This window comes from Curvibacter delicatus NBRC 14919 (assembly GCF_001592265.1).
Classification (GTDB): domain Bacteria; phylum Pseudomonadota; class Gammaproteobacteria; order Burkholderiales; family Burkholderiaceae_C; genus Hylemonella; species Hylemonella delicata.
In genome coordinates, this window is sequence record NZ_BCWP01000031.1 from 1 (window position 1) to 22563 (window position 22563).

The following is a 22563-nucleotide window of genomic DNA, read 5'->3' on the forward strand; positions in this document are numbered from 1 at the left end:
GGAGGGGCTTGCTCTAGTCTCTTTTTTTCATGCAAAATAGCACGATCGTTCGTTTTATTTTGAGCCCCCATGACGGTTGTCGAGTTACCCGCCAAGACGAAGCGCCCCGCGAGCCGCGAACGCGTGCGCGAGGAACGCGATTTGCACAAGGGGCAGCAGACCAAGCTCGCCATCATTGATGCCGCGCTGGGGCTGGCCGCCCAGATCGGTCTGGAAGGCCTGAGCATCGGGGTGCTGGCCGAAGTCACCCACATGAGCAAATCCGGCGTCTTCGCGCACTTCGGTTCGCGCGAGGAGCTGCAGATTTCCGTGGTGCGCGAGTACTTCCACCGCTTCGAGCAGGAGGTGTTCTACCCGGCGTTGCGCGAACCGCGCGGCCTGCCGCGTCTGCGCGCCCTGTTTGCCAACTGGATGAAGCTGGTGGCGGTGGAAATCCAGTCGGGCTGCATCTTCATCAGTGGTGCGGCTGACTTCGATGACCGGCCCGGGCCGGTGCGCGATGCGCTGGCTAGTTCCGTGAAGACCTGGCTGGGTGCCGTGCACCGTGCAGTGGTGCAGGCCAAGGAAGAAGGCCACCTCTCGGCCGATGCTGAGGAGCGCCAGATTGCCTTCGAAATCCACGGGCTGATCCTCGCATTGCATTACGAAGCACGTTTTCTCAAGAATCCCGGTTCGGTCGAGCGCGCCAACCAGGGCTTCGAGTACATCCTGGCCCGCTACGGCCACCACGCAGCTGAAGCGGAAAAGCCGCGTCCTCCGGTTCGAACCCGCAAATCATCCAAATCCATCAAGGAGTAAACCCATGCCCAGCTACACCCCGCCCCTGCGCGACATGCAGTTCGTGATGCACGAAGTGCTCAACGTGACCGAGTCGCTCAAGCAGATTCCGCGTCATGCCGACACCGACGCCGACACCATCAATGCGGTGCTGGAAGAAGGCGGCAAGTTCGCGGCCAATGTGATCTTCCCGCTCAACATCAGCGGTGATGCCGAAGGCTGCAAGCTAGACAAGACCACCCACGAGGTCACTGCGCCCAAGGGCTTCAAGGAAGCCTATGCCCAGTACGTGGAAGGCGGCTGGGCGGCACTGAGCTGCGACCCGGACTACGGCGGCCAAGGTCTGCCTTTTGTGCTCAACCAGTGCATCTACGAAATGATGAACTCGGCCAACCAGGCCTGGACCATGTACCCCGGCCTCTCGCACGGCGCCTACGAGGCCCTGCACGCCCACGGCACCGACGAGCAGAAGAAACTCTACCTGCCCAAGCTGGTCAGCGGCGAGTGGACCGGCACCATGTGCCTGACCGAGCCCCATTGCGGTACCGACCTGGGTATGCTGCGCACCAAGGCCGAACCCCAGGCCGACGGCACCTACAAGCTCAACGGCGCCAAGATCTTCATCAGTGCCGGTGAGCACGACCTGGCCGAGAACATCGTGCATCTGGTGCTGGCTCGCCTGCCCGAGGCGCCCAAGGGCAGCAAGGGCATCAGCCTGTTTGCCGTGCCCAAGTACAACGTGAAGGCCGACGGCTCCCTGGGCACGCGCAATGGCATCTACTGCGGTGGCCTGGAGCACAAGATGGGCATCCACGCCAACTCCACCTGCCAGATGATCCTGGAGAATGCGGTCGGCACGATGGTCGGGCAACCCAACAAGGGCCTGCAGGCCATGTTCGTGATGATGAACGCCGCGCGCCTGGGGGTGGGCAACCAGTCCCTGGGCCTGACCGAAGTGGCCTACCAGAACGCCCTGGCCTATGCCAAGGACCGCATCCAGATGCGCAGCCTGTCGGGCACCAAGGCCAAGGACAAGGAAGCCGACCCCATCATCGTGCACCCCGACGTGCGCAAGATGCTGCTGACCGCCAAGGCCTATGCCGAAGGCGGCCGCGCCCTGGCCTGCTACTGCGCCATGTTGCTGGACCAGCACCTGTACCACCCCGACGAAAAGGTGCGCAAGGACAGCGACGAGATGCTCGCCCTGCTGACCCCCATCGTCAAGGCCTTCCTGACCGACAACGGTTTCGAAGCCACCGTGATGTGCCAGCAGGTCTTCGGCGGCCACGGCTATATCAAGGAGTGGGGCATGGAGCAGTTCGTGCGCGATGCCCGCATCAACATGATCTACGAAGGCACCAACACCGTGCAATCGCTGGACCTGCTGGGCCGCAAGATCCTGGGCAACAACGGCGCCACGCTGAAGAAGTTCGGCAAGCTGGTTGGTGCGCTGGTGGAGGAAGAGGGCGTCAACGAGAAGATGGCCGAGTTCATCAACCCGCTGGCCTACCTGGGCGACCAGATGACCAAGTTCACCACCGAGATCGGCTTCAAGGGCTTCCAGAACGCCGACGAAGTGGGTGCCGCTGCGGTGGACTACCTGCGCGTGGCCGGCCACCTGGTGTTCGGTTACTTCTTTGCCCGCATGGCTTCGGTCGCGCTGAAGGAAATCGCGGCCGGCAACACCGATCCGTTCTACCAGGCCAAGCTGCAGACGGCGCGTTTCTACTTCGCCAAGCTGTTCCCCGAGACCGCCACGCTGATGCGTACGGCGCGTGCCGGCAGCAAGGTGCTGATGGACACCGACCTCGCCTTGGCATGAAGATGACTTCCCCCCGAAGCGCAGGAATGGCTTCCCCCCGAGACGTCTTTGGCGTCCCCCCCCAAGGGGGGCGCACCCGGTGGACCGGCAAAGCCGGATCCACGGGCGTCTTGGCCTTTGCGTTGGTGCTGGCCGGCAATATGGCGTGGGCCCAGAGCACCCCGGTGGGCCTGTGGCAGAGCATCGACGATGCGACCAACAAGCCCAAGGCGGAAATCCGCATCCGTGAGTCAGCCGGTGTGCTTACTGGTGTGGTCGAGAAATCGTTGGCGCCGTCGGCGTCGTCGAACTGCGATCTCTGCACCGACGACCGCAAGGGTCAGCCCAAGCTGGGCATGGAGATCATCCGCGGCGCCCAGAAGGCCGAGGGCAAGGACGTCTGGAAGGACGGCAAGATCCTCGACCCCGACAACGGCAAGACCTACACGCTGCGCATGACCCCGCTGGAGGGCGGCAGCAAGTTGCAAATCCGGGGCTATATCGGCCCCTTCTACCGGACCCAGATCTGGGTTCGTGTGCAGTAAACAAGGAAGACATTCATGTCACGTTTCCAAGTCAAAAAAGTCGCCGTGCTCGGCGCTGGCGTGATGGGCGCGCAGATCGCAGCCCACCTCGTCAATGTCAAGGTGCCGGTCGTGCTGTTCGACCTGCCGGCCAAGGAAGGCCCGAAGAGTGGCATCGCCCTCAAGGCCATCGACAACCTGAAGAAGCTCAAGCCGGCCCCGCTGGGTGTGGCCGACGATGCCGGCCTGATCCAGGCTGCCAACTACGAAGAGCATCTGGCGCAGTTGAAGGAGTGCGACCTGATCATCGAGGCCATTGCCGAGCGCATGGACTGGAAGCTCGATCTGTACAAGAAGATCGCGCCCCATATTGCCAAGCACGCCATTGTGGCCTCCAACACCTCGGGCCTGTCGATCACCAAGCTGTCAGAAGCTCTGCCGGAAGAAATCAAGCCGCGCTTCTGCGGCATCCACTTCTTCAACCCGCCGCGCTACATGTACCTGGTGGAGCTGATCGCCACGCCGACCACGCAGCCTGCCATCCTCGACCAGTTGGAGACCTTCGTCACCAGCGGTCTGGGCAAGGGCGTGGTGCGCGCCAAGGACACGCCCAATTTCATCGCCAACCGCATCGGCATTGCCGGCATGCTGGCCACCATGAAGGAGGTTCAAAATTTCGGCCTCAGCTATGACGTGGTCGATGACCTTACCGGCAAGAAGCTCGGCCGTGCCAGCTCCGGCACCTTCCGCACCGCCGACGTGGTGGGCCTGGACACCATGGCCCACGTCATCAAGACACTGCAGGACAATCTGGACGAGAAGAGCGATCCGTTCTACGGCAGCTTCGGTACACCCGAGGTGCTGAAGACCCTGATCGAGATGGGCAACCTGGGCCAGAAGAGCAAGGCCGGTTTTTACAAAAAAGTCGGGCGCGACATCCTGCGTTTTGATCTGGCGGGCAAGGAGTACGTGCCAGGCGGCCAGAAGGCCGATGCCGTGTACGAGCGCATGCTCAAGAAGCCGGCTGGCGAACGCCTGAAGTTGTTGCGCAACAGCGAAGGCGCCCAGGGCCAGTTCCTCTGGGCCATCCTGCGCAACAGTTTCCATTACGCTGCCGTGCATCTGGCCGCGGTGGCCGACACGGCGCGCGACGTTGACCAGGCCATGCGCTGGGGCTTCGGCATGAAGCAGGGCCCGTTCGAGCTCTGGCAGGAAGCCGGCTGGCTGGAGGTGGCCAAGATGATCCAGGAGGACATCGATGCCGGCAAGGCCTTGTGCAAGGCGCCGCTGCCCAAATGGGTGTTCGACGGTCCGGTGGCCAAGGCCGGTGGCGTGCACACGCCCGAAGGTTCCTTCAACCCGACGACGGGCAAGTTCGAGCCGCGTCGCCAACTACCGGTTTATGCGCGTCAGCATTTCCCCGAGAGCGTGCTGGGCGACGGCAGTGTGAAGTACCAGGCCGCCGGCAAGACGCTGCAGGAAAACAGCGGTGTCCGACTGTGGACCTTGGACGACGAGGTGCTGATCGCCAGCATCAAGACCAAGATGCACGCCATCAGCCCGGATGTGGTTGAGGGCCTGATGCAGGGCATCGAGCTGGCGGAGAAAGACTACCAGGGCATGGTGATCTGGTCGGGCGACGAGCCCTTCAGTGTCGGCGCCGACCTGCAGGCCATGTTGCCGGCCTTCATGGTGGCCGGTGTCGGTGCCGTTGAGGGCGCCGAGCACGAGATGCAGACCATGATGCTGCGTTTGCGCTACGCGGGTGTGCCGGTGGTGTCGGCCATTCGTGGCATGGCGTTGGGCGGTGGCTGTGAACTGGCCGTGCACTCGGCACGCCGCGTCGTTGCCATGGAGTCGTACATCGGCCTGGTCGAGGTGGGCGTGGGCCTGATCCCGGGTGCCGGTGGCCTGACCTACATCGCGCGCCGCGCCGCCGAGAATGCGGCCGCTTCCACCGGCAAGGACATCCTGCCGTTCCTGACCGAAGGCTTCACCGCCGCGGCCATGGCCAAGGTGGGCACCAGCGCGCTGGAATCGCGCAAGCTGGGCTACCTGCTGGAGAGCGACATCATCGTGCCGAACAAGGACGAGCTGCTGTTCGTGGCGCTGAACGAAGCCAAGTCCATGTACCAGGGCGGCTGGCGCGCGCCGCACAAGCGCCTGTTCCCGGTGGCCGGCCGCAGCGGCGTGGCCACCATCAAGGGCCAGCTGGTCAACATGCGTGACGGCGGCTTCATCAGCCAGCACGATTTCCACATCGCCAGCCTGATCGCCAACGTGGTGTGCGGCGGCGAGGTCGACCCCGGCACGCTGGTGTCCGAGGAGTACCTGATGACGCTGGAGCGCCAGGCTTTCTGCTCGCTCATCGTGCATCCCAAGACGCAGGAACGCATCATGGGCATGCTGAGCACCGGCAAGCCCCTGCGCAACTGAACGGCAAGACAGGCTAAAGAGGAATTACCATGAAACAAGTTCAAGACGCCTACATCGTTGCCGCCACGCGCACACCCATCGGTCGTTCGCACCGCGGTTTCTTCCGCAACACCCGTCCTGACGACCTGCTGGCCACCACGCTGAAAGCCGCGCTGGCCCAGGCGCCGGGGCTGGATCCGGCCGCCATCGAGGACATCGTGTGCGGCTGCGCCATTCCCGAAGCCCAGCAGGGCCTCAATGTGGCGCGCATCGGCGCCGTGCTGGCCGGCCTGCCGACCAGCGTCGGCGGCATCACCGTCAACCGCTTCTGCGCCTCCGGCCTGTCGGCGGTGCAGATGGCGGCCGACCGCATCCGTGTCGGCGAGTCCGACGTCATGATCGCCGCCGGCGTGGAAAGTATGAGCATGGTGCCCATGATGGGCAACTCGCCTTCGCTGTCGCCCTCGATCTTCGAGCGCGACGGTGACGTCGGCATTGCCTACGGCATGGGCCTGACGGCCGAGAAGGTGGCTCAGCAGTGGAAGGTCAGCCGCGACATGCAGGACGCCTTTGCGCTGGAGTCGCATCTGCGCGCCATCCGCGCGCAGCAGGCCGGCGAGTTCACGGCCGAGATCACGCCGATCGAAGTCACCGACAGCAGCGCCAACCTGGCCAGCGGCGAGGTGGTCGCCAAGTCGCGCACCGTCAACCTGGATGAAGGTCCGCGCGCCGACACCACGCTTGAGGCGCTGGGAAAGCTCAAGACCGTGTTCGCGGCGCGTGGCTCGGTCACGGCCGGCAACAGCTCGCAGACCTCGGACGGCGCCGGTGCGCTGATCTTGGCCAGCGGCGATGCGGTCAAGCGTTTCGGCCTCACGCCGCTGGCGCGTTTTGTCAGTTTCGCTTCGCGTGGTGTGCCGCCCCACATCATGGGTATCGGCCCGATCGAGGCGATTCCCGCCGCGCTGCGTGCTGCCGGCCTCAAGCAGGACGACATCGACTGGTTCGAGCTCAATGAGGCGTTTGCTGCGCAATCGCTGGCCGTGGTCAACAGCCTGGGCCTGGACCCGGCCAAGGTCAATCCCATGGGTGGCGCGATTGCGCTGGGCCACCCGCTGGGGGCTACCGGTGCCATCCGTTCCGCCACCGTGGTGCATGCACTGCGCCGCCACAACAAGAAATACGGCATGGTGACCATGTGCGTGGGCATGGGGCAGGGCGCCGCCGGTATTTTCGAGCGCGTCTAAGACATCGATGAAGGCCACCGCAGAGTGGCCTTTTTTAATGACAGCGAGGAGCAAGACATGAGGACCGAAGTCATTCAGGTGAGTGACGGCGCGAAACTCAGGGCCCGCATCTATGAGCCGGCTGGCCCGAGCCAGGGCAGCGTGGTGATCGGCGGGGCCATGGGCGTGCGGCAGGATTTCTATGCGGCATTTGCGCAGTGGCTGGCGGGCCAGGGCTGGCGTGTGACCACGTTTGACTACCGTGGTTCGGGTGACTCCGTGCCGGACACGCCGCATGGCCGCCTGCGCGGCTTCAAGGCGAACCTGTACGACTGGACACGCGACTACGAAACCGTGATCGACCACGCCCATGCGGCGCAGCCGGACCGGCCGCTGTACCTGCTGGGCCACAGCCTGGGGGCGCAACTGCCGGGCCTGCTCGGCAACCAGCACAAGGTCAGTGGCCTGCTCAGCGTGGCAGCGGGCAGCGGCTACTGGCGCGAGAACGCGCCGCAGCTCAAACGCATCGTGCCTTATTTCTGGTTCTTCATCGTGCCGCTGGCAACCCGGTTATGCGGCTATTTCCCGGGCCGCAAGCTGAAGATGGTGGGCGATTTGCCGGCCGGTGTCATGCTGCAGTGGCGCAAGTGGTGCCTGAACCCGCGTTACAGCGTGGGGGCGGAAGGCGAGGCGGCGCGGCAAGGCTACGCCAGCGTGACCTTTCCCGTGCTGGCGCTGTCCATTACCGACGATGAATTGATGACCTTGCGCGGCATACACAGCCTGATCGGTTTCTATGAGAACGCGCCGCGCGACATCCAGTGCATTGCCCCGGAAGACCTGTCCGTGCGCCGTATCGGCCATTTCGGACCGTTCCGGCCCGAGCACGAGACGCTGCTCTGGCCGAGGATGGGGCAATGGCTGGCCGGCCTGTCGCGTTCGGCCGTCGTATGAGCGGCGTGGATTGTCTGGAGCGACCCATGGCTAAGCATGTGTTCGACGAGGCGATGGCGCTGACGGCGCAAGCCGAAGACCAGTTCCTGGGGCGGACGAGCCCGGCCTACTGGAACATGGTGGGGCCGTTCGGCGGCATCAGTGCCGCGCAGGCCTTGCAGGCGGTGCTGCAACACCCCAAGCGCCTGGGCGAGCCGGTGTCCTTCACGGTCAACTTTGCCGCAGCCTTGAGCGAGGGGCCGTTTCACATCGAAGCGCGGCCGGTACGCACCAACCGTTCCACCCAGCACTGGCTGGTGCTGCTGTCGCAAACCGGGCCGGACGGACAGGCGGCCGTGGTGCTCACGGCCACGGTGGTGACGGCGCTGCGGCGCAGCACCTGGAGTGCCGTCGATGCCGTCATGCCCGCGGTGCCGGCACCCGAGACTATGGCGCGTGGCAGTTTGAATCGGCCGGTCGCCTGGCTGCAGCGCTACGACATCCGGCCGTGTGCCGGCAGCCTTCCCGAGCAGTGGGACGGCAGCGAGGCCGACAGCCTGACCCAGCTCTGGATGCGTGACGATCCGCCGCGCCCGCTGGACTTCTGCAGCCTGCTGGCGTTGGCCGATGTGTTCCCGCCGCGCGTCTGGCGCCGCCGCGCCCGCATGACGCCGGTGGGCACGGTGTCCATGACGGTGTACTTCCATGCCGGCGCCGACGAACTCGCCGCCACCGGCCGTGGTTACCTGCTGGGCCAGGCGCGGGCACAATCCTTCTTCAACGGTTTTTTCGACCAGAGCGCCGAACTCTGGAACCAGGCCGGTCAGCTGCTGGCCACCTCGCATCAGATTGTCTATTTCAAGGAATGACCCCCATGTCCGACATCCTCGTCCACACCGAAGACGGTGTAGCCACCCTCAGCTTCAACCGCTTGGAGCGCAAGAACTCCATCACTTCGGCCATGTATGCCGCGATGGCCGATGCCGTCGAGCAGGCAGCGGCCGACGCGACTGTGCGTGTGCTGGTGATCCAGGGCCATGAGACGGTGTTCAGTGCCGGCAATGACATTGGCGACTTCCTGAACCAGCCGCCTGCCACCGCAGATGCACCGGTGTTCCGTTTCCTGCGCGGCATTGCCAGCTTCCCCAAGCCGGTGATCGCGGCCGTCAGCGGTCCGGCAGTGGGCATCGGCACCACGCTGCTGTTCCACTGCGATCTGGTCTACGCCGGCGACAACGCGGCTTTTTCCATGCCCTTCGTGAACCTGGGCCTGTGCCCGGAGGCGGCGTCGAGCTTGCTGGTGCCGCAGATGTTCGGTTACCACCGCGCGGCCGAAGCACTGCTGCTGGGCGAGCCCTTCATGGCCGAAGCCGCGCTGGAGGCCGGCTTGGTCAACCGCGTGTTGCCGCCGACCGAGGCCAACGGCTACGCGCAGGCACAGGCGCGCAAGCTGGCCGCCAAGCCGCTGTCGGCGCTGATCGAGACCAAGCGTCTGATGAAGCAGGGGCAGGCAGCGCGTGTGCTGGAGCAGATGGCCGAGGAAGGTGCGAGTTTCGGGCGCATGCTGCGCGAGCCGGCGGCACGCGAAGCCTTCACGGCCTTCATGGAGAAGCGCAAGCCTGACTTCAGCAAGGTCTGAAGCCCGCAGCGGGTCCAACCCGTCAGCACGGCAGCGTTTTCACCCCAAGCGTTGCCCTGATTCCTCCACACTGCAAGCGCTGCCATGAACAAGCCTCTTTCTGCCGAACCCGTGATCGAATTCGAAGAAGAGTTCGTGGCCGGTCTCAAGCTGATCTTTGAAGAAAAGATCGCCTTCAACCAGGTGCTGGGCCTCAAGATCACCTCGCTCAAGCCGGAGTGCGTGGTGGCACGCATCGAGATGCGGCCGGCGTTGATCGGCCATTACGGCCACAGCCGCATCCACGGCGGCGTCATCAGCGCCGGGCTGGATGCCATGGGCGGCCTGGCGGTGATGGCCGCCATCGGCGCACGTCACATGGACGAGCCGCCGCTGCAGCGGCTGCACCGCTTCGGCAAGCTCGGCACCATCGACCTGCGGATCGACTACCTGCGCCCCGGCATTGGCGAGCACTTCGAGTTGCGCGCCGAAGTGCTGCGCCTGGGGTCGCGTGTGGCCACCACACGCATGGAGTTTTTCGGGCCGGACGGCAAGCTGCTGTCGGCCGGCGCGGCCGCCTACATCGTCTCGTAGGTACGGTTGCTGTGGGCTCAGGCCTGCGGACGCGGGATCTCGCGCGGCTTGCCCTGGTCGTCGATGGCGACATAGGTCAGGCTGGCCTCCGTCACCTTGACGAACTGGCCCTGGGCACGGAAGCGCTCGGCATAGACCTCGACCTTGACCGTCATGGAGGTGCGGCCCAGGCGCGTGAGCTTGGAATAGAACGACAGGATGTCGCCCACCCGCACCGGCTGCTTGAAGATGAATTCGTTGACGGCCACGGTGGCCATGCGGCCATCGGCGTAACGCGCCGGGATCACCGAGCCGGCCAGGTCAACCTGGGCCATGACCCAGCCGCCGAAGATATCGCCATTGGCATTGCAGTCGGCCGGCATGGGGATGACCTTGAGGACCAGCTCCTCGTCGGAGGGCGGCTGGATCGGGGCGGAACTTGAAATCACGGACATGGGGGAAAATCTCAAAAAATAACCAGTTCGGATTGTCCTCTATGCGCCGCTTTGGCGATACCGCCCTCACACCTCCCGCCAGCACGCCCTCCCAACCGGGCGTACCGCATTCCGACTGGGGCACGCTCCAGCGCCTGTTTCCCTACCTCTGGCAGTACAAGTGGCGGGTGATGGCCGCACTGGCCTTCATGGTGGGGGCCAAGCTGGCCAATGTCGGGGTGCCGCTGCTGCTCAAGAACCTGGTGGACACCATGGACATCAAGCCGGGCGACGCGGTTGCCGTGCTGGTGGTGCCGGTGGGGCTGCTGCTGGCCTATGGTGCGTTGCGCCTGGCCACGTCGCTGTTTGCCGAGTTGCGCGAACTGGTGTTTGCCAAGGCCACCCAGGGCGCGGCGCGCAGCATCGCCCTGCAGACGTTCAGCCACCTGCATGCCTTGAGCCTGCGCTTCCACCTGGAGCGCCAGACCGGCGGCATGACACGCGATATCGAGCGCGGTGTGCGCGGCATCGAGTCGCTGATTTCCTATTCGCTCTACAGCATCGTGCCGACGCTGATCGAGGTGGCGCTGGTGCTGAGCATCCTGGCCGTCAAGTTCGATGTCTGGTTTGCCTGGATCACCCTCGGTGCCCTGGCAGGCTACATCCTGTTCACGGTGACGGTGACCGAATGGCGCACCCAGTTCCGCAAGCAGGCCAACGAATTTGACTCGGCAGCGCACAGCAAGGCCGTGGATTCGCTGCTCAACTATGAAACCGTCAAGTACTTCAACAACGAGGATTTCGAGGCCCGACGCTATGACGAGAGCCTGATGCGCCTGCATCAGGCACGGCTCAAGAGCCAGTCCACCCTGAGCCTGCTCAACACCGGGCAGCAGCTCATCATCGCCATCAGCCTGGTGGCCATGCTGTGGCGCGCCACGCAGGGCGTGGTGGATGGGCACATGACGCTGGGTGACCTGGTCATGGTCAATGCCTTCATGATCCAGCTCTACATCCCGTTGAACTTCCTCGGCGTGATCTACCGCGAGATCAAGCAGAGCCTGACGGACCTGGACAAGATGTTCACGCTGCTGGAGCGCGAGCGCGAGGTGGCCGACGTCCCGGATGCGCCGCCCTTGCAGGTCGATCAGGCCGATGTGCGCTTCGAGGACGTGAGTTTTGCCTATGATCCCTCGCGGCCGATCCTGCGCCACGTCAGCTTCGAGATCCCGGCTGGCAAGACGGTAGCCGTGGTCGGCCCTTCCGGCGCCGGCAAATCGACGCTGGCACGCCTGCTTTATCGCTTTTACGATGTAGGGGTTGTGCCCCCACAGGCGCCTGCTGCGCATGACGCCTTGCCCCCCGAGGGGGCCGTCGCCGACTTGGGGCGGCCCGGCGTCGGCGGGGGCCGCATCACGATTGGCGGCCAGGACATCCGCAAGGTGACGCAGGCCAGTTTGCGGCAGGCCATCGGCATCGTGCCGCAGGACACCGTGCTGTTCAACGACACGGTGGAATACAACATCGCCTACGGCCGTCCCGGCGCCAGCCGCGCCGAGGTGGAGGAGGCCGCACGCGCGGCGCACATCCACGACTTCATCGCCGCCACACCCAAGGGCTACGACACCATGGTGGGCGAGCGCGGCCTGAAGCTGTCCGGCGGCGAGAAGCAGCGCGTGGCGATTGCGCGCACCCTGCTCAAGAACCCGCCCATCCTGATCTTCGACGAAGCCACTTCGGCGCTGGATTCGGCCAACGAGCGTGCCATCCAGGCCGAGCTGCAAAGCGTGGCCCACAACAAGACCACCTTAGTCATTGCACACCGTCTGTCCACCGTGGTGGAGGCGCACGAGATCCTGGTGATGGAGGCCGGGCGCATCGTGGAGCGGGGATCACATGCCGAACTGCTGGCGCGCGGCGGGACCTATGCCCGCATGTGGGCCCTGCAACAGAGTTCGGAGTGATTTGGGCCTTTGGTGCCGTTGAATAAGCGCAACACGCTATCAAATCGATAGCGATTGGCGATATGGAAATCTTTTGCGCAGTGCGGGGAGCGGCTTCGGCGCCGACTTCACTGCCAGCATCACATCCGTCCTAGTCTGGGGGCTTGGCATGCGGGTGATGATTTGCGCCGCATAATTTGCCCATGGAAACCAAATGGCTGGAAGATTTCGTCAGCTTGGCGGAGACGCGCAGCTTCAGCCGTTCTGCGCAGTTGCGCCATGTGACGCAGCCCGCGTTTTCCCGCCGTATCCAGGCGCTGGAAGCCTGGGCCGGCACCGATCTGGTGGACCGCAGCTCCTACCCCACACGCCTGACGCCCGCCGGTGAAACGCTGTACGGCCAATCGCTGGAAATGCTGCAAGCCTTGCAGAGCACACGCGCCATGCTGCGTGGGCACACCTCGGCGGGGCAGGATGTGATCGAGTTTGCGGTGCCGCATACCCTGGCCTTCACTTTTTTCCCGGCCTGGCTGTCGGGCCTGCGCGACAAGTTCGGCCCCATCAAGAGCCGCCTGATTGCGCTCAATGTGCACGATGCCGTGGTGCGGCTGGTCGAGGGTGGCTGCGACCTGCTGATCGCCTACCACCACCCCTCGCTGCCGTTCCAGCTCGATGCCGACCGCTACGAGATGGTCAGCCTGGGCGAGGAGGTCATTGCGCCTTATTGCCGGCCCGATGCCCAAGGCCAGCCGCTGTTTCCGCTGCCGGGGCAAGCGAGTCAGCCTTTGCCTTACCTCGGTTATGCCCCCGGGGCGTACCTGGGGCTGGTGGTGGACTTCATGCTCAAGCAGGCGAGCACGCCCATCCACCTGGACCGCGTGTACGAGACCGACATCGCCGAAGGGCTCAAGGCCATGGCGCTCGAAGGCCATGGCCTGGCTTTTCTGCCGCACAGCGCCGTGCGCAACGAACTGCAGGCCGGCAAGCTGGTTTGTGCCGCACCCGCCGGGCTGAAGGGCATGCAGATCACCATGGACGTGCGGGCCTACCGTGAAAAACCGGCTGCCCGCGAGGCCCACAAGGGGGCCCCGCACCGTGCAGCAGCGGTGCCCAAACGCACCGCCCAGGCCTTGTGGGACTACCTGCAGGTGCAACCCCTCACCGGCCAGGGGGGCGGCGCAAGCCCGTCGGCTTGAGCGGGGCGCACAGGCCTATTTCTTCCGTGCGGCGATCGATTTTTCCGCCAGGTTGACCAGGTCGGCGCCGATCTGGTTTTTCCACTTGTCATACACCGGGCGTGATGCCTTGATGAAGGTTTCGCGCTCTGGCGCGCTCAGGTGCGTGATGGTGACGCCGAGCGTCGAGATGTCCTTGAGCATGGGCTGGCCGGCTTCGATCAGGCCTTTGCGTGCGATGGCAATTTCTTCCTTGCCGGCATCGATGGCCGCCTGGCGCACGATCTCGCGGTCGGCCGGGGTCCACGAGTTCCAGATGTCCTTGTTGACCACGAACACCAGTGGATCGGCCATGTAGCCCCACATGGTGATGTACTTCTGGCCCACCGTGTGCATCTTCAGCCCGGTGAAAAGGTACAGCGGGTTTTCCTGGCCGTCCACCGCGCCGCTGGCCAAGGCCGGCTGTGCATCGGCCCAGCTCATCTGGGTCGGGTTGGCGCCCAGGGTGGTGAAGAGGTCGGAGAACAGCGGCGAGCCGACCACACGGATCTTCAGGCCCTTGAGGTCCTGCGGCGAACGGATGGCGCGCTTGGAGTTGGTGATTTCGCGGTAGCCGTTTTCGCCCCAGGCCAGTGGCACCACGCCCGCCTGGTCCAGCACCTTGAAGATGCGTTGACCGACCTCGCCTTGCGTCAGCGCGTCGACCGCGGCGTAATCGGGCATCAGGAAGGGCAGCGAGAACAGGTTGAGCTGCCTGACCTGGGGTGACCAGTTGATGGTGGAGCCGACGGCCATGTCGATCACCCCCTGGCGCAGGGCGCTGAACTCCCGCGTCTGGTCACCCTGGATCAGGGACACGCCGGGGTAGAGCTTGATGTTGATGCGGCCCTGGGTGCGCTCGCGCACCTTGTTGGCCCACAACTCGCCGCCCTTGCCCCAGGGCAGGCTGGGCGGCAGCACCAGCGACATGCGGTATTCCGACTTGTAGGTCTGGGCAGGAGCCAGTGCCGGCAGGGCCAGGGCCGCAGCAGCAGCGGTGAGGCCAAGGAAGGTGCGAAGTTTCATGGGTTTGTCTCCGGGTTGAAAAACAGAACTCAGTAGCCCAGTGTGCGGGGCAGCCACAGCGCCAGCTCGGGGAAGGCAATCACGGCCACCATGACCAGGGCCATGGCGAACAGCAGCCAGCCGACCCAGCGCACCGTTTCTTCCATGCGCACACGGGCGATGCGGCACGACACCATGAGGTTGACGGCCAGGGGCGGCGTGAACTGGCCGAGCGCCACCTTGAGCGTGAGGATGACGCCGAACCAGACGGGGTCCCATTGGTAGTGCTGCATGATGGGCAGGAGCAGCGGCACGAAGATCAGGAAGATCGACACGCCGTCGAGGAGCATGCCCACCGTGATCAGCATGACGATCAGCAGCGCCAGGACGCCATATTCGCCCAGCCCCGAATTCACAATGGCGTGGGTGATCGGGTCGATCACGCCCAGCGTGGAGAGCGAATAGGCAAAGATGCCGGCCAGCGACACCACCAGCAGGATCACGGCCGACAGCTCGCCCGATTCGCGCAGGATCACGAACAGGTCGCGCACCCGGATCGTGCGGTGGATCGCCATGCCGACGAACAGGCCGTAGAACACGGCCACCACCGCGGCTTCGGTCGGGGTGAACCAGCCCGCGCGCATGCCACCCAGGATGACCACCGGGGCCGCCAGCCCCCAGACGGCTTCACGCAGGCTTTTCCAGAACGGGGGGCGCGGCAGGCTGGCCTCCAGGGCGCCCATCTTGTGCTTGCGTGCCATCCAGACGGTCGGCGCGATCAGGGCCACGCCGGCCAGGATGCCCGGCACCATGCCGGCGGCAAACAGCGCAGGCACCGAGGCGCCCGGCACCAGCACCGAGTAGACGATGAAGGCCACCGAGGGCGGGATCAGGATGTCGGTGGCTGCGGCCGCACCCACCACGCTGGCCGAGAAGGCCGCCGGGTAGCCGGCGCGCGCCATGGCCGCGATCATCACGCCGCCGACCGCGGCTGCGTTGGCCGGGCCGGAGCCCGAGATGCCGCCCAGGAACATGGCCACGGCAATGGCGACCAGCGGCAGCATGCCGGGGCCGCGGCCGACAATGGCCACGGCAAAGTTCACCAGCCGCAGCGCCACGCCCGAGCGGTCAAAGATGGAGCCCACCAGCACGAACATGGGAATCGCCAGCAAGGGGTACTTGCCCAGGCCGGCGTAGAAGTTCTGCGGCACGGCCAGCAAGCCGAACCATTGCGCGTCGGCATTGGCCACGCCGATGGCTGTGGCACCGGCCAGGCCCAGGGCGGCGCCGATCGGCACGCCCAGCAGCATCATGGCAATGAAGAGGAGGAAAAGCAGGGCGACGATCATGCGTCGTCCTCATCACGGCCGCGCCGGATGAACAGGCCGAGCGCGCGCAGCATGATCGCGATCGACAGCACCGGCAGCCAGATCGAATACCACCATTGCGGCACGCCAATGCCGGGAGAGGTCTCGCCAAAACGGTAATCGTCCCAGACCAGGCGCATGCTGAGGACGCCGATCAGCCCGAACAGCAGGGCCACCATCAGGGCGCCGAAACGGGCCAGGGCCCGCTGACGCGACGCGGGGCCGCTGTCGGCAAAGTACTCGATGCGGATATGCCGGTTGCGCGCCACGGCGGCAGAACCGGCCACCAGCGACAGCACGATCATCAGGAAGACCGAAAACTCCTCGGTCCAGGCGAAGGACTGGTTGGTGAAGTAGCGCACAAGGACATTGGCAAAGGTGATCAGGGCCAAGGCGCCCATGACGATGACGGTGAGCCAGTCCTCGAGCTTGAGCGGCACCCGGGTTGCCTCGTCGCGCTCGCTCATTTCCGGGGGTAATCCGGCCTCGTCTGGTGGGCCGAAATCAGAGGGCAGTGACATGGGGCTGGGGTTGTGATTTATTGTTCAACTATCTTAGCGGCGTATAGAATCAAATCCATCGCATTTGTCGACGCGTCGTCGGCACCCCACAAGGAGCATCCCATGAAGAAGCAGGTATTGGCCTTTTCCATTGCCATCTTGGCGGCCAGTGGTGCGTTGGCCCAGGCGAACAACACGCTTGCCAAGATCAAGGCTTCCGGCAGCGTCACCTTGGGTGTGCGTGAATCCTCGGGTCTGGGCTATACCCTGGGCAACGGCAAATACGTGGGTTTTCATACCGAGATGGGTGAGCGTGTCCTGGCCGACATCCAGAAGCAGCTCGGCCTGGCCAAGCTGGACATCAAGTACCAGCCGGTGACCTCGCAGAACCGCATCCCGCTGGTGACCAACGGCACGGTCGATCTGGAGTGCGGCTCCACCACCAACAACGCCGCGCGCCAGAAAGACATGGCGTTCGCCGTGACCACGTATGTGGAAGAGGTGCGCATTGCCGTCAAGGCCAATTCGGGCATCCAGTCGATCAAGGACCTCAACGGCAAGAGTGTCGCCACCACCACCGGGACCACTTCGGTGCAGACCCTGCGCAAGCATGAGCGTGCGGGCGGCATCGATTTCAAGGAGGTGTACGGCAAGGACCACGCCGACAGTTTCCTGCTGCTCGAATCCGGTCGTGCCGACGCCTTCGTGATGGACGGCTCCATCCTGGCGGCCAACATCTCGAAGTCCAAGAACCCCAACGACTTCAAGATCGTCGGTGAGGTGCTGTCGGTCGAGCCGATTGCCTGCATGCTGCGCAAGGACGACCCGGCCTTCAAGAAGGCGGTGGACGACAGCATCAAGCGCCAGATCGCCGATGGCTCGCTGGCCAAGCTGTACGACCGCTGGTTCATGCAGCCGATCCCTCCGACCAACACCAAGGTGGGCCTGCCGCTGTCGGAGGCCACCAAGGCGGCCTGGGCCAACCCGAACGACAAGCCCATGGAAGATTACGCCAAGAAGTAAGCCGGCGCGTGCTGCCGAATCCCTTCGGCCCGATGGTTGAGGGGTGTCGGGTTGACGCAGGTGTACGGCAACCGGAGCCCTGTCGATGAGAAGGAGGGGTGACACATGAGCTGGGATTGGCAGGTGTTCTGTGAAGACACCATGGAACGGGTGGCCGTGCAAGGCTGCTTTGGCAAGGACGGCGGTATCACCTACCTCGACTGGATGTTGTCGGCCTGGGGCTGGACCGTGTCGGTGTCACTGCTGTCGCTGTTGCTGGCACTGCTGTTGGGCGCGTTGATCGGGACACTGCGCACGCTGCCCGATCGTCCGCTGGTCGTGAAACTCGGCAACGCCTGGGTCGAGTTGTTTCGCAACATCCCGTTGCTGGTGCAGATCTTCCTCTGGTACCACGTGGTGCCCAGCATCTTCCCGGCCATGAAGGCGGTGCCGGGCTTTGTGCTGGTGGTGCTGGCGCTGGGGTTCTTCACTTCGGCGCGCATTGCCGAGCAGGTGCGTTCGGGCATCGAGACGCTGCCGCGCGGGCAGCGTTATGCCGGCATGGCCATGGGTTTCACCACCTTCCAGACCTACCGCTATGTGCTGTTGCCCATGGCGTTCCGCATCATCGTACCGCCGCTGACCAGCGAGACCATGAACATTTTCAAGAACTCGTCGGTCGCGTTCGCCGTGTCGGTGGCCGAGCTGACCATGTTCGCCATGCAGGCGCAGGAGGAAACATCGCGCGGCATCGAGGTCTACCTGGGCGTGACCGCCCTGTACATCATCTCGGCGTTTGCCATCAACCGTCTCATGGCCTTCATCGAGAGGCGCGCACGCGTGCCGGGTTTCATTGTCGCGGGTGGAGGGCATTGACAATGAACCTCCAGCTCGACCTTTCGTTCTACAACTGGGACCTGATCAGCAACTTCGTCCTCAAGGGGCTGTACTTCAGCCTGATGCTGACGTTGGTGGCCACGGTGGGCGGCGTGATCTTCGGTACCGTGCTGGCATTGATGCGCCTGTCGGGCAAGCCATGGCTCGACGTGCCCGCCACGATCTACGTCAACGGCATGCGCAGCATTCCGCTGGTGATGGTGATTCTGTGGTTCTTCCTGCTCATGCCGGCCCTCATCGGCCGCCCGATTGGCGCCGAGGTGTCCGCGGTGGTCACCTTCATTGCTTTCGAAGCTGCCTACTTCAGCGAAATCATGCGCGCCGGCATCCAGTCGATTCCGCGCGGTCAGGTGTTTGCCGGCCAGGCGCTGGGCATGACCTACGGCCAGAACATGCGGCTGGTGGTGCTGCCGCAGGCCTTGCGCAACATGCTGCCGGTGTTGCTGACGCAGACCATCATCCTGTTCCAGGACACCTCGCTGGTCTATGCCATCGGGGCCTACGACATGCTCAAGGGTTTCGAGGTGGCCGGCAAGAATTTCGGCCGTCCGATCGAGGCCTATCTGGCAGCGGCGCTGTTGTACTTCGTCATGTGCTACGCGCTGTCCTGGGCGGTGAAGCGGCTGCATCAGAAGATTGCCATCATCCGGTGACGGCGGGAAGGATTTGTCATGATTGAACTCAAGAACGTCTCCAAGTGGTACGGCAGCTTTCAGGTGCTGACCGATTGCTCCGCCAGCATCCGCAAGGGCGAGGTGGTGGTGGTGTGCGGTCCGTCGGGCTCGGGCAAATCAACGCTGATCAAGACCATCAATGCGCTGGAGCCCTTCCAGCAGGGCGAAATCTGGGTTGACGGTGTGCCGGTGCACGACCCGAAAACCAACCTGCCGAAGTTGCGCAGCCGGGTTGGCATGGTGTTTCAGCATTTCGAGCTGTTTCCGCACCTGTCGGTGACGGAGAACCTCACGATCGCGCAGATCAAGGTGCTGGGACGCAGTCCGGATGATGCCAAGGTGCGCGGCCTGAAGATGCTTGACCGCGTCGGCCTGTCGGCACACAAAGACAAGTTCCCGGGCCAGCTCTCGGGCGGCCAGCAGCAGCGCGTGGCCATTGCGCGCGCGCTGTCCATGGATCCGATCGTCATGCTGTTCGACGAGCCGACCTCGGCACTCGACCCCGAGATGGTGGGTGAGGTGCTTGATGTGATGGTGGGGCTGGCGCAGGAGGGCATGACCATGATGTGCGTGACGCACGAGATGGGCTTTGCGCGCAAGGTCAGCAACCGCGTCATCTTCATGGATGTCGGCGGCAGGATCCTGGAAGACTGCTCGCGCGAGGAGTTCTTCAACAACCCGGACGCGCGCCAGCCGCGGACCAAGGACTTTCTGAGCAAGATCTTGGGGCATTGAGAGCGTCCCCCTGAGCGGCTGCGCCGCTTCCCCCAAGGGGGACGCCGCCAGCAGCCCGGCTAAGCCGGTTCTGCGGCAGCCCTGGTCTGAGACCGAGAGTGGCGGTTTTGGGACAATAGCGTCATGACTTCGCAAATTACCATCACCCGCCCCGATGACTGGCATCTGCACGTGCGCGACGGCGAGCCGCTGGCCACTGTGGTGCCGCACACCGCAGCCCAGTTCGGCCGCGCCATCATCATGCCCAACCTGAAGCCGCCGGTGACCACCGCGCAGCAGGCGCTGGACTACAAGCGCCGCATCCTGGCTGCCGTGCCGGCAGGCATGGCGTTTGAGCCGCTGATGACGCTCTACCTCACCGACAATCTGCCACCGGACGAGATCCAGCGCGCCAAAGACGCGGGCGTGATGGCGGCCAAGCTCTACCCGGCGGGCGCCACCACCAACAGCGATGCCGGCGTGACCGACCTGCGCAAGACCTACAAGACGCTGGAAGCTATGCAGCGCGAGGGCCTGCTGCTGCTGGTGCACGGCGAGGTCACTTCGCCCGAGATCGACCTGTTCGACCGCGAGGCGGTGTTCATCGAGCAGCAACTGATGCCGCTGCGGCGCGACTTCCCCGAGCTGAAGATCGTGTTCGAGCACATCACGACGAAGGAGGCGGCGCAGTACGTGCAGGCCAGCGACCGTTACCTGGGCGCTACCATCACCGCCCACCATCTGCTCTACAACCGCAACGCCATCTTCACCGGCGGCATCCGGCCGCACTACTACTGCCTGCCGGTGCTGAAGCGGGAAGTGCATCGCCAGGCCCTGGTGGCGGCAGCCACCAGTGGCAACCCGAAGTTCTTCCTCGGCACCGACAGTGCGCCGCACCCGGTACACCTGAAAGAGCACGCCACCGGTTGCGCCGGCTGCTACACCGCGCATGCGGCGATCGAGATGTACGCCGAGGCATTCGATCTGGCGGGCGGGCTCGACAAGCTCGAAGGCTTTGCCAGCTTCCATGGCGCCGACTTCTATGGCTTGCCGCGCAACACGGGCACCATCACGCTGCGGCGCGAGTCGTGGACGCCGCCGGAGAGCTTCCCCTTCGGTCAGGCCGAGCTCAAGCCGCTGCGCTCCGGTGAGCCGCTGCCGTGGCGCATGGTCTAGCGCTGATTGACTGGTCGGCGCCCTGGCTGGCGCCGTACCGCAAGGTTGGAGAGCCGCTGGCGCAGCAGGTGATGCAGGGCGCCAGCTGTGCGGCGGCGCTGAACAGCTGTGCGGCCATGCCGGTGCGTTTCGTGCCGCAGTCGGCATTGCCCGATGGCATGGCCTACGAGCAGTACATCTTTGAGCAGGGCGGTGTGCCGACACGTGACGGCCTGCACGATTTCTTCAACGGCCTCATCTGGCAGCATTTCCCCTTGGCCAAACAACGGCTCAACCAGCTGCAGGCGGCGCAGATTGCGGCCGACGGCGTGCAGGCGGTGCGCGGGCCGGTGCGCGATGCCATCACCGTGTTCGACGAGAACGCTGCCCTGCTGCACGCCCCCGATGCCTTGTGGGATGCCCTGGTGGCCCGGGACTGGCAGCGCCTGTTCATCGAGCTGCGGCCGCTGTGGGCGCAGGCTTCGCTGCTGCTGTTCGGCCATGCCTTGCTGGAAAAACTGGTTTATCCAAAAAAACCGATCACGGCCCACGTCTATCCTGCGCAAATCGCTATAGATTCGATAGCAAGTTTGGATGCCTGGCTGGCGCAGGATCTCACGGCAGACAAACTGGCGGGCAAGCCCTTCGTGCCGCTGCCGGTGCTGGGTGTACCCGGCTGGTGGCCGGCCAATGGCGAGCCGGCCTTCTACGACGACGCGCAGGTGTTTCGCCCGGCCCGCGCCGCGGCGCATCCCGTATCATCCGGCAGCCGGTGAATCAAATGGCCACAGGTGATGGGGACTTTTCCCGTCTGTGCCTTGATTTTCATCGTTCCGCCCTTACCATTCGCGCCATCGGCCTGCGAATGACGGGCTGTCGTAGAAGGAAAGCATGAAACGCATTGTTCTGTTTGTTCTGACCAATCTTGCGGTGGTGGTGGTGCTGGGCATTGTGGCCAGCCTGCTGGGTGTCAACCGCTACCTCACGGCCAATGGCATGAATCTGGGGGCCTTGCTTGGTTATGCCTTGGTCATGGGTTTTGGCGGCGCCATCATTTCGCTGCTGATCAGCAAGCCGGTGGCCAAGTGGAGCGCCGGTGTGCGCGTGATCGAGCAGCCGCAGTCGCCCGATGAGGCCTGGATTGTCAACACCGTGCAGAAGTTCGCCGACAAGGCCGGCATCGGCATGCCCGAGGTCGGCATTTTCGAAGGCGAGCCGAATGCTTTCGCCACCGGCGCCTTCAAGAACTCGGCGCTGGTGGCCGTGTCTACCGGTCTGCTGCAGGGCATGACGCGCGAAGAGGTGGAAGCCGTCATCGGCCACGAGGTGGCCCACATTGCCAACGGTGACATGGTTACCATGACGCTGATCCAGGGGGTGATGAACACGTTTGTGGTGTTCCTCAGCCGTGTCATTGGTTATGCGGTGGACAGCTTCCTGCGCAAGGGCGACGACCGCGACAGCGGCCCCGGCATCGGCTACTTCGTGACGACCATCGTGCTCGACATCGTGCTGGGTTTCCTGGCCGCCATCATCGTGGCCTGGTTCTCGCGTCAGCGCGAGTTCCGCGCCGATGCCGGCTCCGCGCAACTGCTGGGCCGCAAGCAGCCCATGATCAATGCGCTGGCGCGCCTGGGCGGCCTGCATGCTGGTGAGCTGCCCAAGAGCATGGCGGCCATGGGCATTGCCGGCGGCATCGGCCAGCTGTTCTCGACCCACCCGCCGATCGAAGAGCGCATCGCGGCGCTGCAAAACGCCCAAGGCTGAGCAAGAACATCCTGCTCCTGATGC

22 protein-coding genes are annotated in these 22563 nt (G+C 64.4%); 18 read left to right on the top strand and 4 right to left on the bottom strand.

Annotated elements, in window-relative coordinates; genetic code table 11:
- Nucleotides 1–69: 69 nt before the first annotated feature.
- The 9 genes from CDE01S_RS13755 to CDE01S_RS13795 all read left to right on the top strand — a co-directional run bounded on the left by CDE01S_RS13755 (nt 70) and on the right by CDE01S_RS13795 (nt 9888).
- Nucleotides 70–798, top strand: a complete 729-nt coding sequence (locus CDE01S_RS13755; RefSeq protein WP_066708622.1) for a TetR/AcrR family transcriptional regulator — start codon at nt 70–72, stop codon at nt 796–798.
- A gap of 4 nt (nt 799–802) precedes the next feature.
- Complete coding sequence (locus tag CDE01S_RS13760) at nt 803–2599, top strand: acyl-CoA dehydrogenase C-terminal domain-containing protein (RefSeq protein ID WP_066708625.1); 1797 nt, start codon at nt 803–805, stop codon at nt 2597–2599.
- 140 nt (nt 2600–2739) lie between these two features.
- Nucleotides 2740–3123, top strand: coding sequence for a DUF2147 domain-containing protein (locus CDE01S_RS13765; RefSeq protein ID WP_066708717.1), 384 nt, complete (start codon nt 2740–2742; stop codon nt 3121–3123).
- Nucleotides 3124–3138: 15 nt separating this feature from the next.
- Nucleotides 3139–5538: a 3-hydroxyacyl-CoA dehydrogenase/enoyl-CoA hydratase family protein gene (locus tag CDE01S_RS13770; RefSeq protein ID WP_066708628.1), complete on the top strand. Its 2400-nt coding sequence runs from the start codon at nt 3139–3141 to the stop codon at nt 5536–5538.
- Nucleotides 5539–5567: 29 nt separating this feature from the next.
- Nucleotides 5568–6764, top strand: coding sequence for an acetyl-CoA C-acyltransferase (locus CDE01S_RS13775; protein WP_066708631.1), 1197 nt, complete (start codon nt 5568–5570; stop codon nt 6762–6764).
- Nucleotides 6765–6821: 57 nt separating this feature from the next.
- A complete protein-coding gene (locus CDE01S_RS13780) occupies nt 6822–7697 on the top strand; it encodes an alpha/beta hydrolase family protein (protein WP_066708634.1) in 876 nt (291 codons plus the stop codon).
- Nucleotides 7698–7723: 26 nt separating this feature from the next.
- A complete protein-coding gene (locus tag CDE01S_RS13785) occupies nt 7724–8545 on the top strand; it encodes an acyl-CoA thioesterase (RefSeq protein WP_066708636.1) in 822 nt (273 codons plus the stop codon).
- A 5-nt stretch (nt 8546–8550) separates the two neighbouring features.
- The gene (locus tag CDE01S_RS13790) at nt 8551–9315 is read left to right on the top strand and encodes an enoyl-CoA hydratase (protein WP_174525471.1); all 765 of its coding nucleotides are present in this window, start codon (nt 8551–8553) and stop codon (nt 9313–9315) included.
- 84 nt (nt 9316–9399) lie between these two features.
- The gene (locus CDE01S_RS13795) at nt 9400–9888 is read left to right on the top strand and encodes a thioesterase family protein (RefSeq protein WP_066708641.1); all 489 of its coding nucleotides are present in this window, start codon (nt 9400–9402) and stop codon (nt 9886–9888) included.
- Nucleotides 9889–9905: 17 nt separating this feature from the next.
- Here the strand turns inward: CDE01S_RS13795 and CDE01S_RS13800 are convergent, their stop codons facing one another.
- Complete coding sequence (locus CDE01S_RS13800) at nt 9906–10322, bottom strand: acyl-CoA thioesterase (RefSeq protein WP_174525472.1); 417 nt, start codon at nt 10320–10322, stop codon at nt 9906–9908.
- A gap of 41 nt (nt 10323–10363) precedes the next feature.
- On the opposite strand from CDE01S_RS13800, the gene CDE01S_RS13805 reads away from it, so the two are divergent.
- Both CDE01S_RS13805 and CDE01S_RS13810 read left to right on the top strand, forming a co-directional pair.
- On the top strand, nt 10364–12265 hold the full coding sequence (locus CDE01S_RS13805; protein ID WP_066708643.1) for an ABCB family ABC transporter ATP-binding protein/permease: 1902 nt from the start codon (nt 10364–10366) through the stop codon (nt 12263–12265).
- A 182-nt stretch (nt 12266–12447) separates the two neighbouring features.
- Nucleotides 12448–13440: a LysR substrate-binding domain-containing protein gene (locus CDE01S_RS13810; RefSeq protein ID WP_066708646.1), complete on the top strand. Its 993-nt coding sequence runs from the start codon at nt 12448–12450 to the stop codon at nt 13438–13440.
- Nucleotides 13441–13455: 15 nt separating this feature from the next.
- On the opposite strand, the gene CDE01S_RS13815 is transcribed toward CDE01S_RS13810, so the two are convergent.
- Genes CDE01S_RS13815 through CDE01S_RS13825 form a run of 3 tightly spaced genes read right to left on the bottom strand, consistent with a single transcriptional unit; the run spans nt 13456 to nt 16351 of the window.
- Nucleotides 13456–14484, bottom strand: a complete 1029-nt coding sequence (locus CDE01S_RS13815; protein ID WP_066708648.1) for a DctP family TRAP transporter solute-binding subunit — start codon at nt 14482–14484, stop codon at nt 13456–13458.
- A 29-nt stretch (nt 14485–14513) separates the two neighbouring features.
- Nucleotides 14514–15812, bottom strand: coding sequence for a TRAP transporter large permease (locus tag CDE01S_RS13820; protein WP_066708651.1), 1299 nt, complete (start codon nt 15810–15812; stop codon nt 14514–14516).
- A complete protein-coding gene (locus CDE01S_RS13825) occupies nt 15809–16351 on the bottom strand; it encodes a TRAP transporter small permease (RefSeq protein WP_066708653.1) in 543 nt (180 codons plus the stop codon). Before CDE01S_RS13825 ends, CDE01S_RS13820 begins: the two co-directional genes overlap by 4 nt.
- Before the next feature lie 102 nt (nt 16352–16453).
- Between CDE01S_RS13825 and CDE01S_RS13830 the strand changes: the two genes are divergently transcribed.
- From CDE01S_RS13830 to htpX, 7 genes are all read left to right on the top strand, one after another.
- Nucleotides 16454–17353 carry an amino acid ABC transporter substrate-binding protein gene (locus CDE01S_RS13830; protein WP_066708656.1) on the top strand — a complete coding sequence of 300 codons (900 nt, stop codon included), beginning with the start codon at nt 16454–16456 and terminating at the stop codon, nt 17351–17353.
- Between the two features lie 105 nt (nt 17354–17458).
- Nucleotides 17459–18208, top strand: coding sequence for an amino acid ABC transporter permease (locus CDE01S_RS13835; RefSeq protein WP_066708659.1), 750 nt, complete (start codon nt 17459–17461; stop codon nt 18206–18208).
- Nucleotides 18209–18210: 2 nt separating this feature from the next.
- On the top strand, nt 18211–18882 hold the full coding sequence (locus CDE01S_RS13840) for an amino acid ABC transporter permease (RefSeq protein ID WP_066708661.1): 672 nt from the start codon (nt 18211–18213) through the stop codon (nt 18880–18882).
- Between the two features lie 18 nt (nt 18883–18900).
- A complete protein-coding gene (locus CDE01S_RS13845; RefSeq protein WP_066708664.1) occupies nt 18901–19638 on the top strand; it encodes an amino acid ABC transporter ATP-binding protein in 738 nt (245 codons plus the stop codon).
- A 123-nt stretch (nt 19639–19761) separates the two neighbouring features.
- The gene (gene pyrC, locus CDE01S_RS13850) at nt 19762–20793 is read left to right on the top strand and encodes a dihydroorotase (RefSeq protein ID WP_066708667.1); all 1032 of its coding nucleotides are present in this window, start codon (nt 19762–19764) and stop codon (nt 20791–20793) included.
- Nucleotides 20778–21548: a DUF3025 domain-containing protein gene (locus CDE01S_RS13855; RefSeq protein WP_066708671.1), complete on the top strand. Its 771-nt coding sequence runs from the start codon at nt 20778–20780 to the stop codon at nt 21546–21548. The genes pyrC and CDE01S_RS13855 overlap by 16 nt, the downstream gene beginning before the upstream one ends.
- A 115-nt stretch (nt 21549–21663) precedes the next feature.
- Complete coding sequence (htpX, locus tag CDE01S_RS13860) at nt 21664–22539, top strand: protease HtpX (protein ID WP_066708674.1); 876 nt, start codon at nt 21664–21666, stop codon at nt 22537–22539.
- Nucleotides 22540–22563: the final 24 nt, after the last annotated feature.

Coding starts and splice junctions, on each gene's coding strand:
- CDE01S_RS13795 (WP_066708641.1), top strand. CDS start 9,400: ATGAACAAGCCTCTTTCTGCCGAACCCGTGATCGAATTCGAAGAAGAG.
- CDE01S_RS13820 (WP_066708651.1), bottom strand. CDS start 15,812: ATGATCGTCGCCCTGCTTTTCCTCCTCTTCATTGCCATGATGCTGCTG.
- CDE01S_RS13825 (WP_066708653.1), bottom strand. CDS start 16,351: ATGTCACTGCCCTCTGATTTCGGCCCACCAGACGAGGCCGGATTACCC.
- pyrC (WP_066708667.1), top strand. CDS start 19,762: ATGACTTCGCAAATTACCATCACCCGCCCCGATGACTGGCATCTGCAC.
- CDE01S_RS13805 (WP_066708643.1), top strand. CDS start 10,364: ATGCGCCGCTTTGGCGATACCGCCCTCACACCTCCCGCCAGCACGCCC.
- CDE01S_RS13770 (WP_066708628.1), top strand. CDS start 3,139: ATGTCACGTTTCCAAGTCAAAAAAGTCGCCGTGCTCGGCGCTGGCGTG.
- CDE01S_RS13785 (WP_066708636.1), top strand. CDS start 7,724: ATGGCTAAGCATGTGTTCGACGAGGCGATGGCGCTGACGGCGCAAGCC.
- CDE01S_RS13810 (WP_066708646.1), top strand. CDS start 12,448: ATGGAAACCAAATGGCTGGAAGATTTCGTCAGCTTGGCGGAGACGCGC.
- CDE01S_RS13775 (WP_066708631.1), top strand. CDS start 5,568: ATGAAACAAGTTCAAGACGCCTACATCGTTGCCGCCACGCGCACACCC.
- CDE01S_RS13755 (WP_066708622.1), top strand. CDS start 70: ATGACGGTTGTCGAGTTACCCGCCAAGACGAAGCGCCCCGCGAGCCGC.
- htpX (WP_066708674.1), top strand. CDS start 21,664: ATGAAACGCATTGTTCTGTTTGTTCTGACCAATCTTGCGGTGGTGGTG.
- CDE01S_RS13800 (WP_174525472.1), bottom strand. CDS start 10,322: ATGTCCGTGATTTCAAGTTCCGCCCCGATCCAGCCGCCCTCCGACGAG.
- CDE01S_RS13780 (WP_066708634.1), top strand. CDS start 6,822: ATGAGGACCGAAGTCATTCAGGTGAGTGACGGCGCGAAACTCAGGGCC.
- CDE01S_RS13835 (WP_066708659.1), top strand. CDS start 17,459: ATGAGCTGGGATTGGCAGGTGTTCTGTGAAGACACCATGGAACGGGTG.
- CDE01S_RS13840 (WP_066708661.1), top strand. CDS start 18,211: ATGAACCTCCAGCTCGACCTTTCGTTCTACAACTGGGACCTGATCAGC.
- CDE01S_RS13845 (WP_066708664.1), top strand. CDS start 18,901: ATGATTGAACTCAAGAACGTCTCCAAGTGGTACGGCAGCTTTCAGGTG.
- CDE01S_RS13815 (WP_066708648.1), bottom strand. CDS start 14,484: ATGAAACTTCGCACCTTCCTTGGCCTCACCGCTGCTGCTGCGGCCCTG.
- CDE01S_RS13830 (WP_066708656.1), top strand. CDS start 16,454: ATGAAGAAGCAGGTATTGGCCTTTTCCATTGCCATCTTGGCGGCCAGT.
- CDE01S_RS13765 (WP_066708717.1), top strand. CDS start 2,740: ATGGCGTGGGCCCAGAGCACCCCGGTGGGCCTGTGGCAGAGCATCGAC.
- CDE01S_RS13760 (WP_066708625.1), top strand. CDS start 803: ATGCCCAGCTACACCCCGCCCCTGCGCGACATGCAGTTCGTGATGCAC.
- CDE01S_RS13790 (WP_174525471.1), top strand. CDS start 8,551: ATGTCCGACATCCTCGTCCACACCGAAGACGGTGTAGCCACCCTCAGC.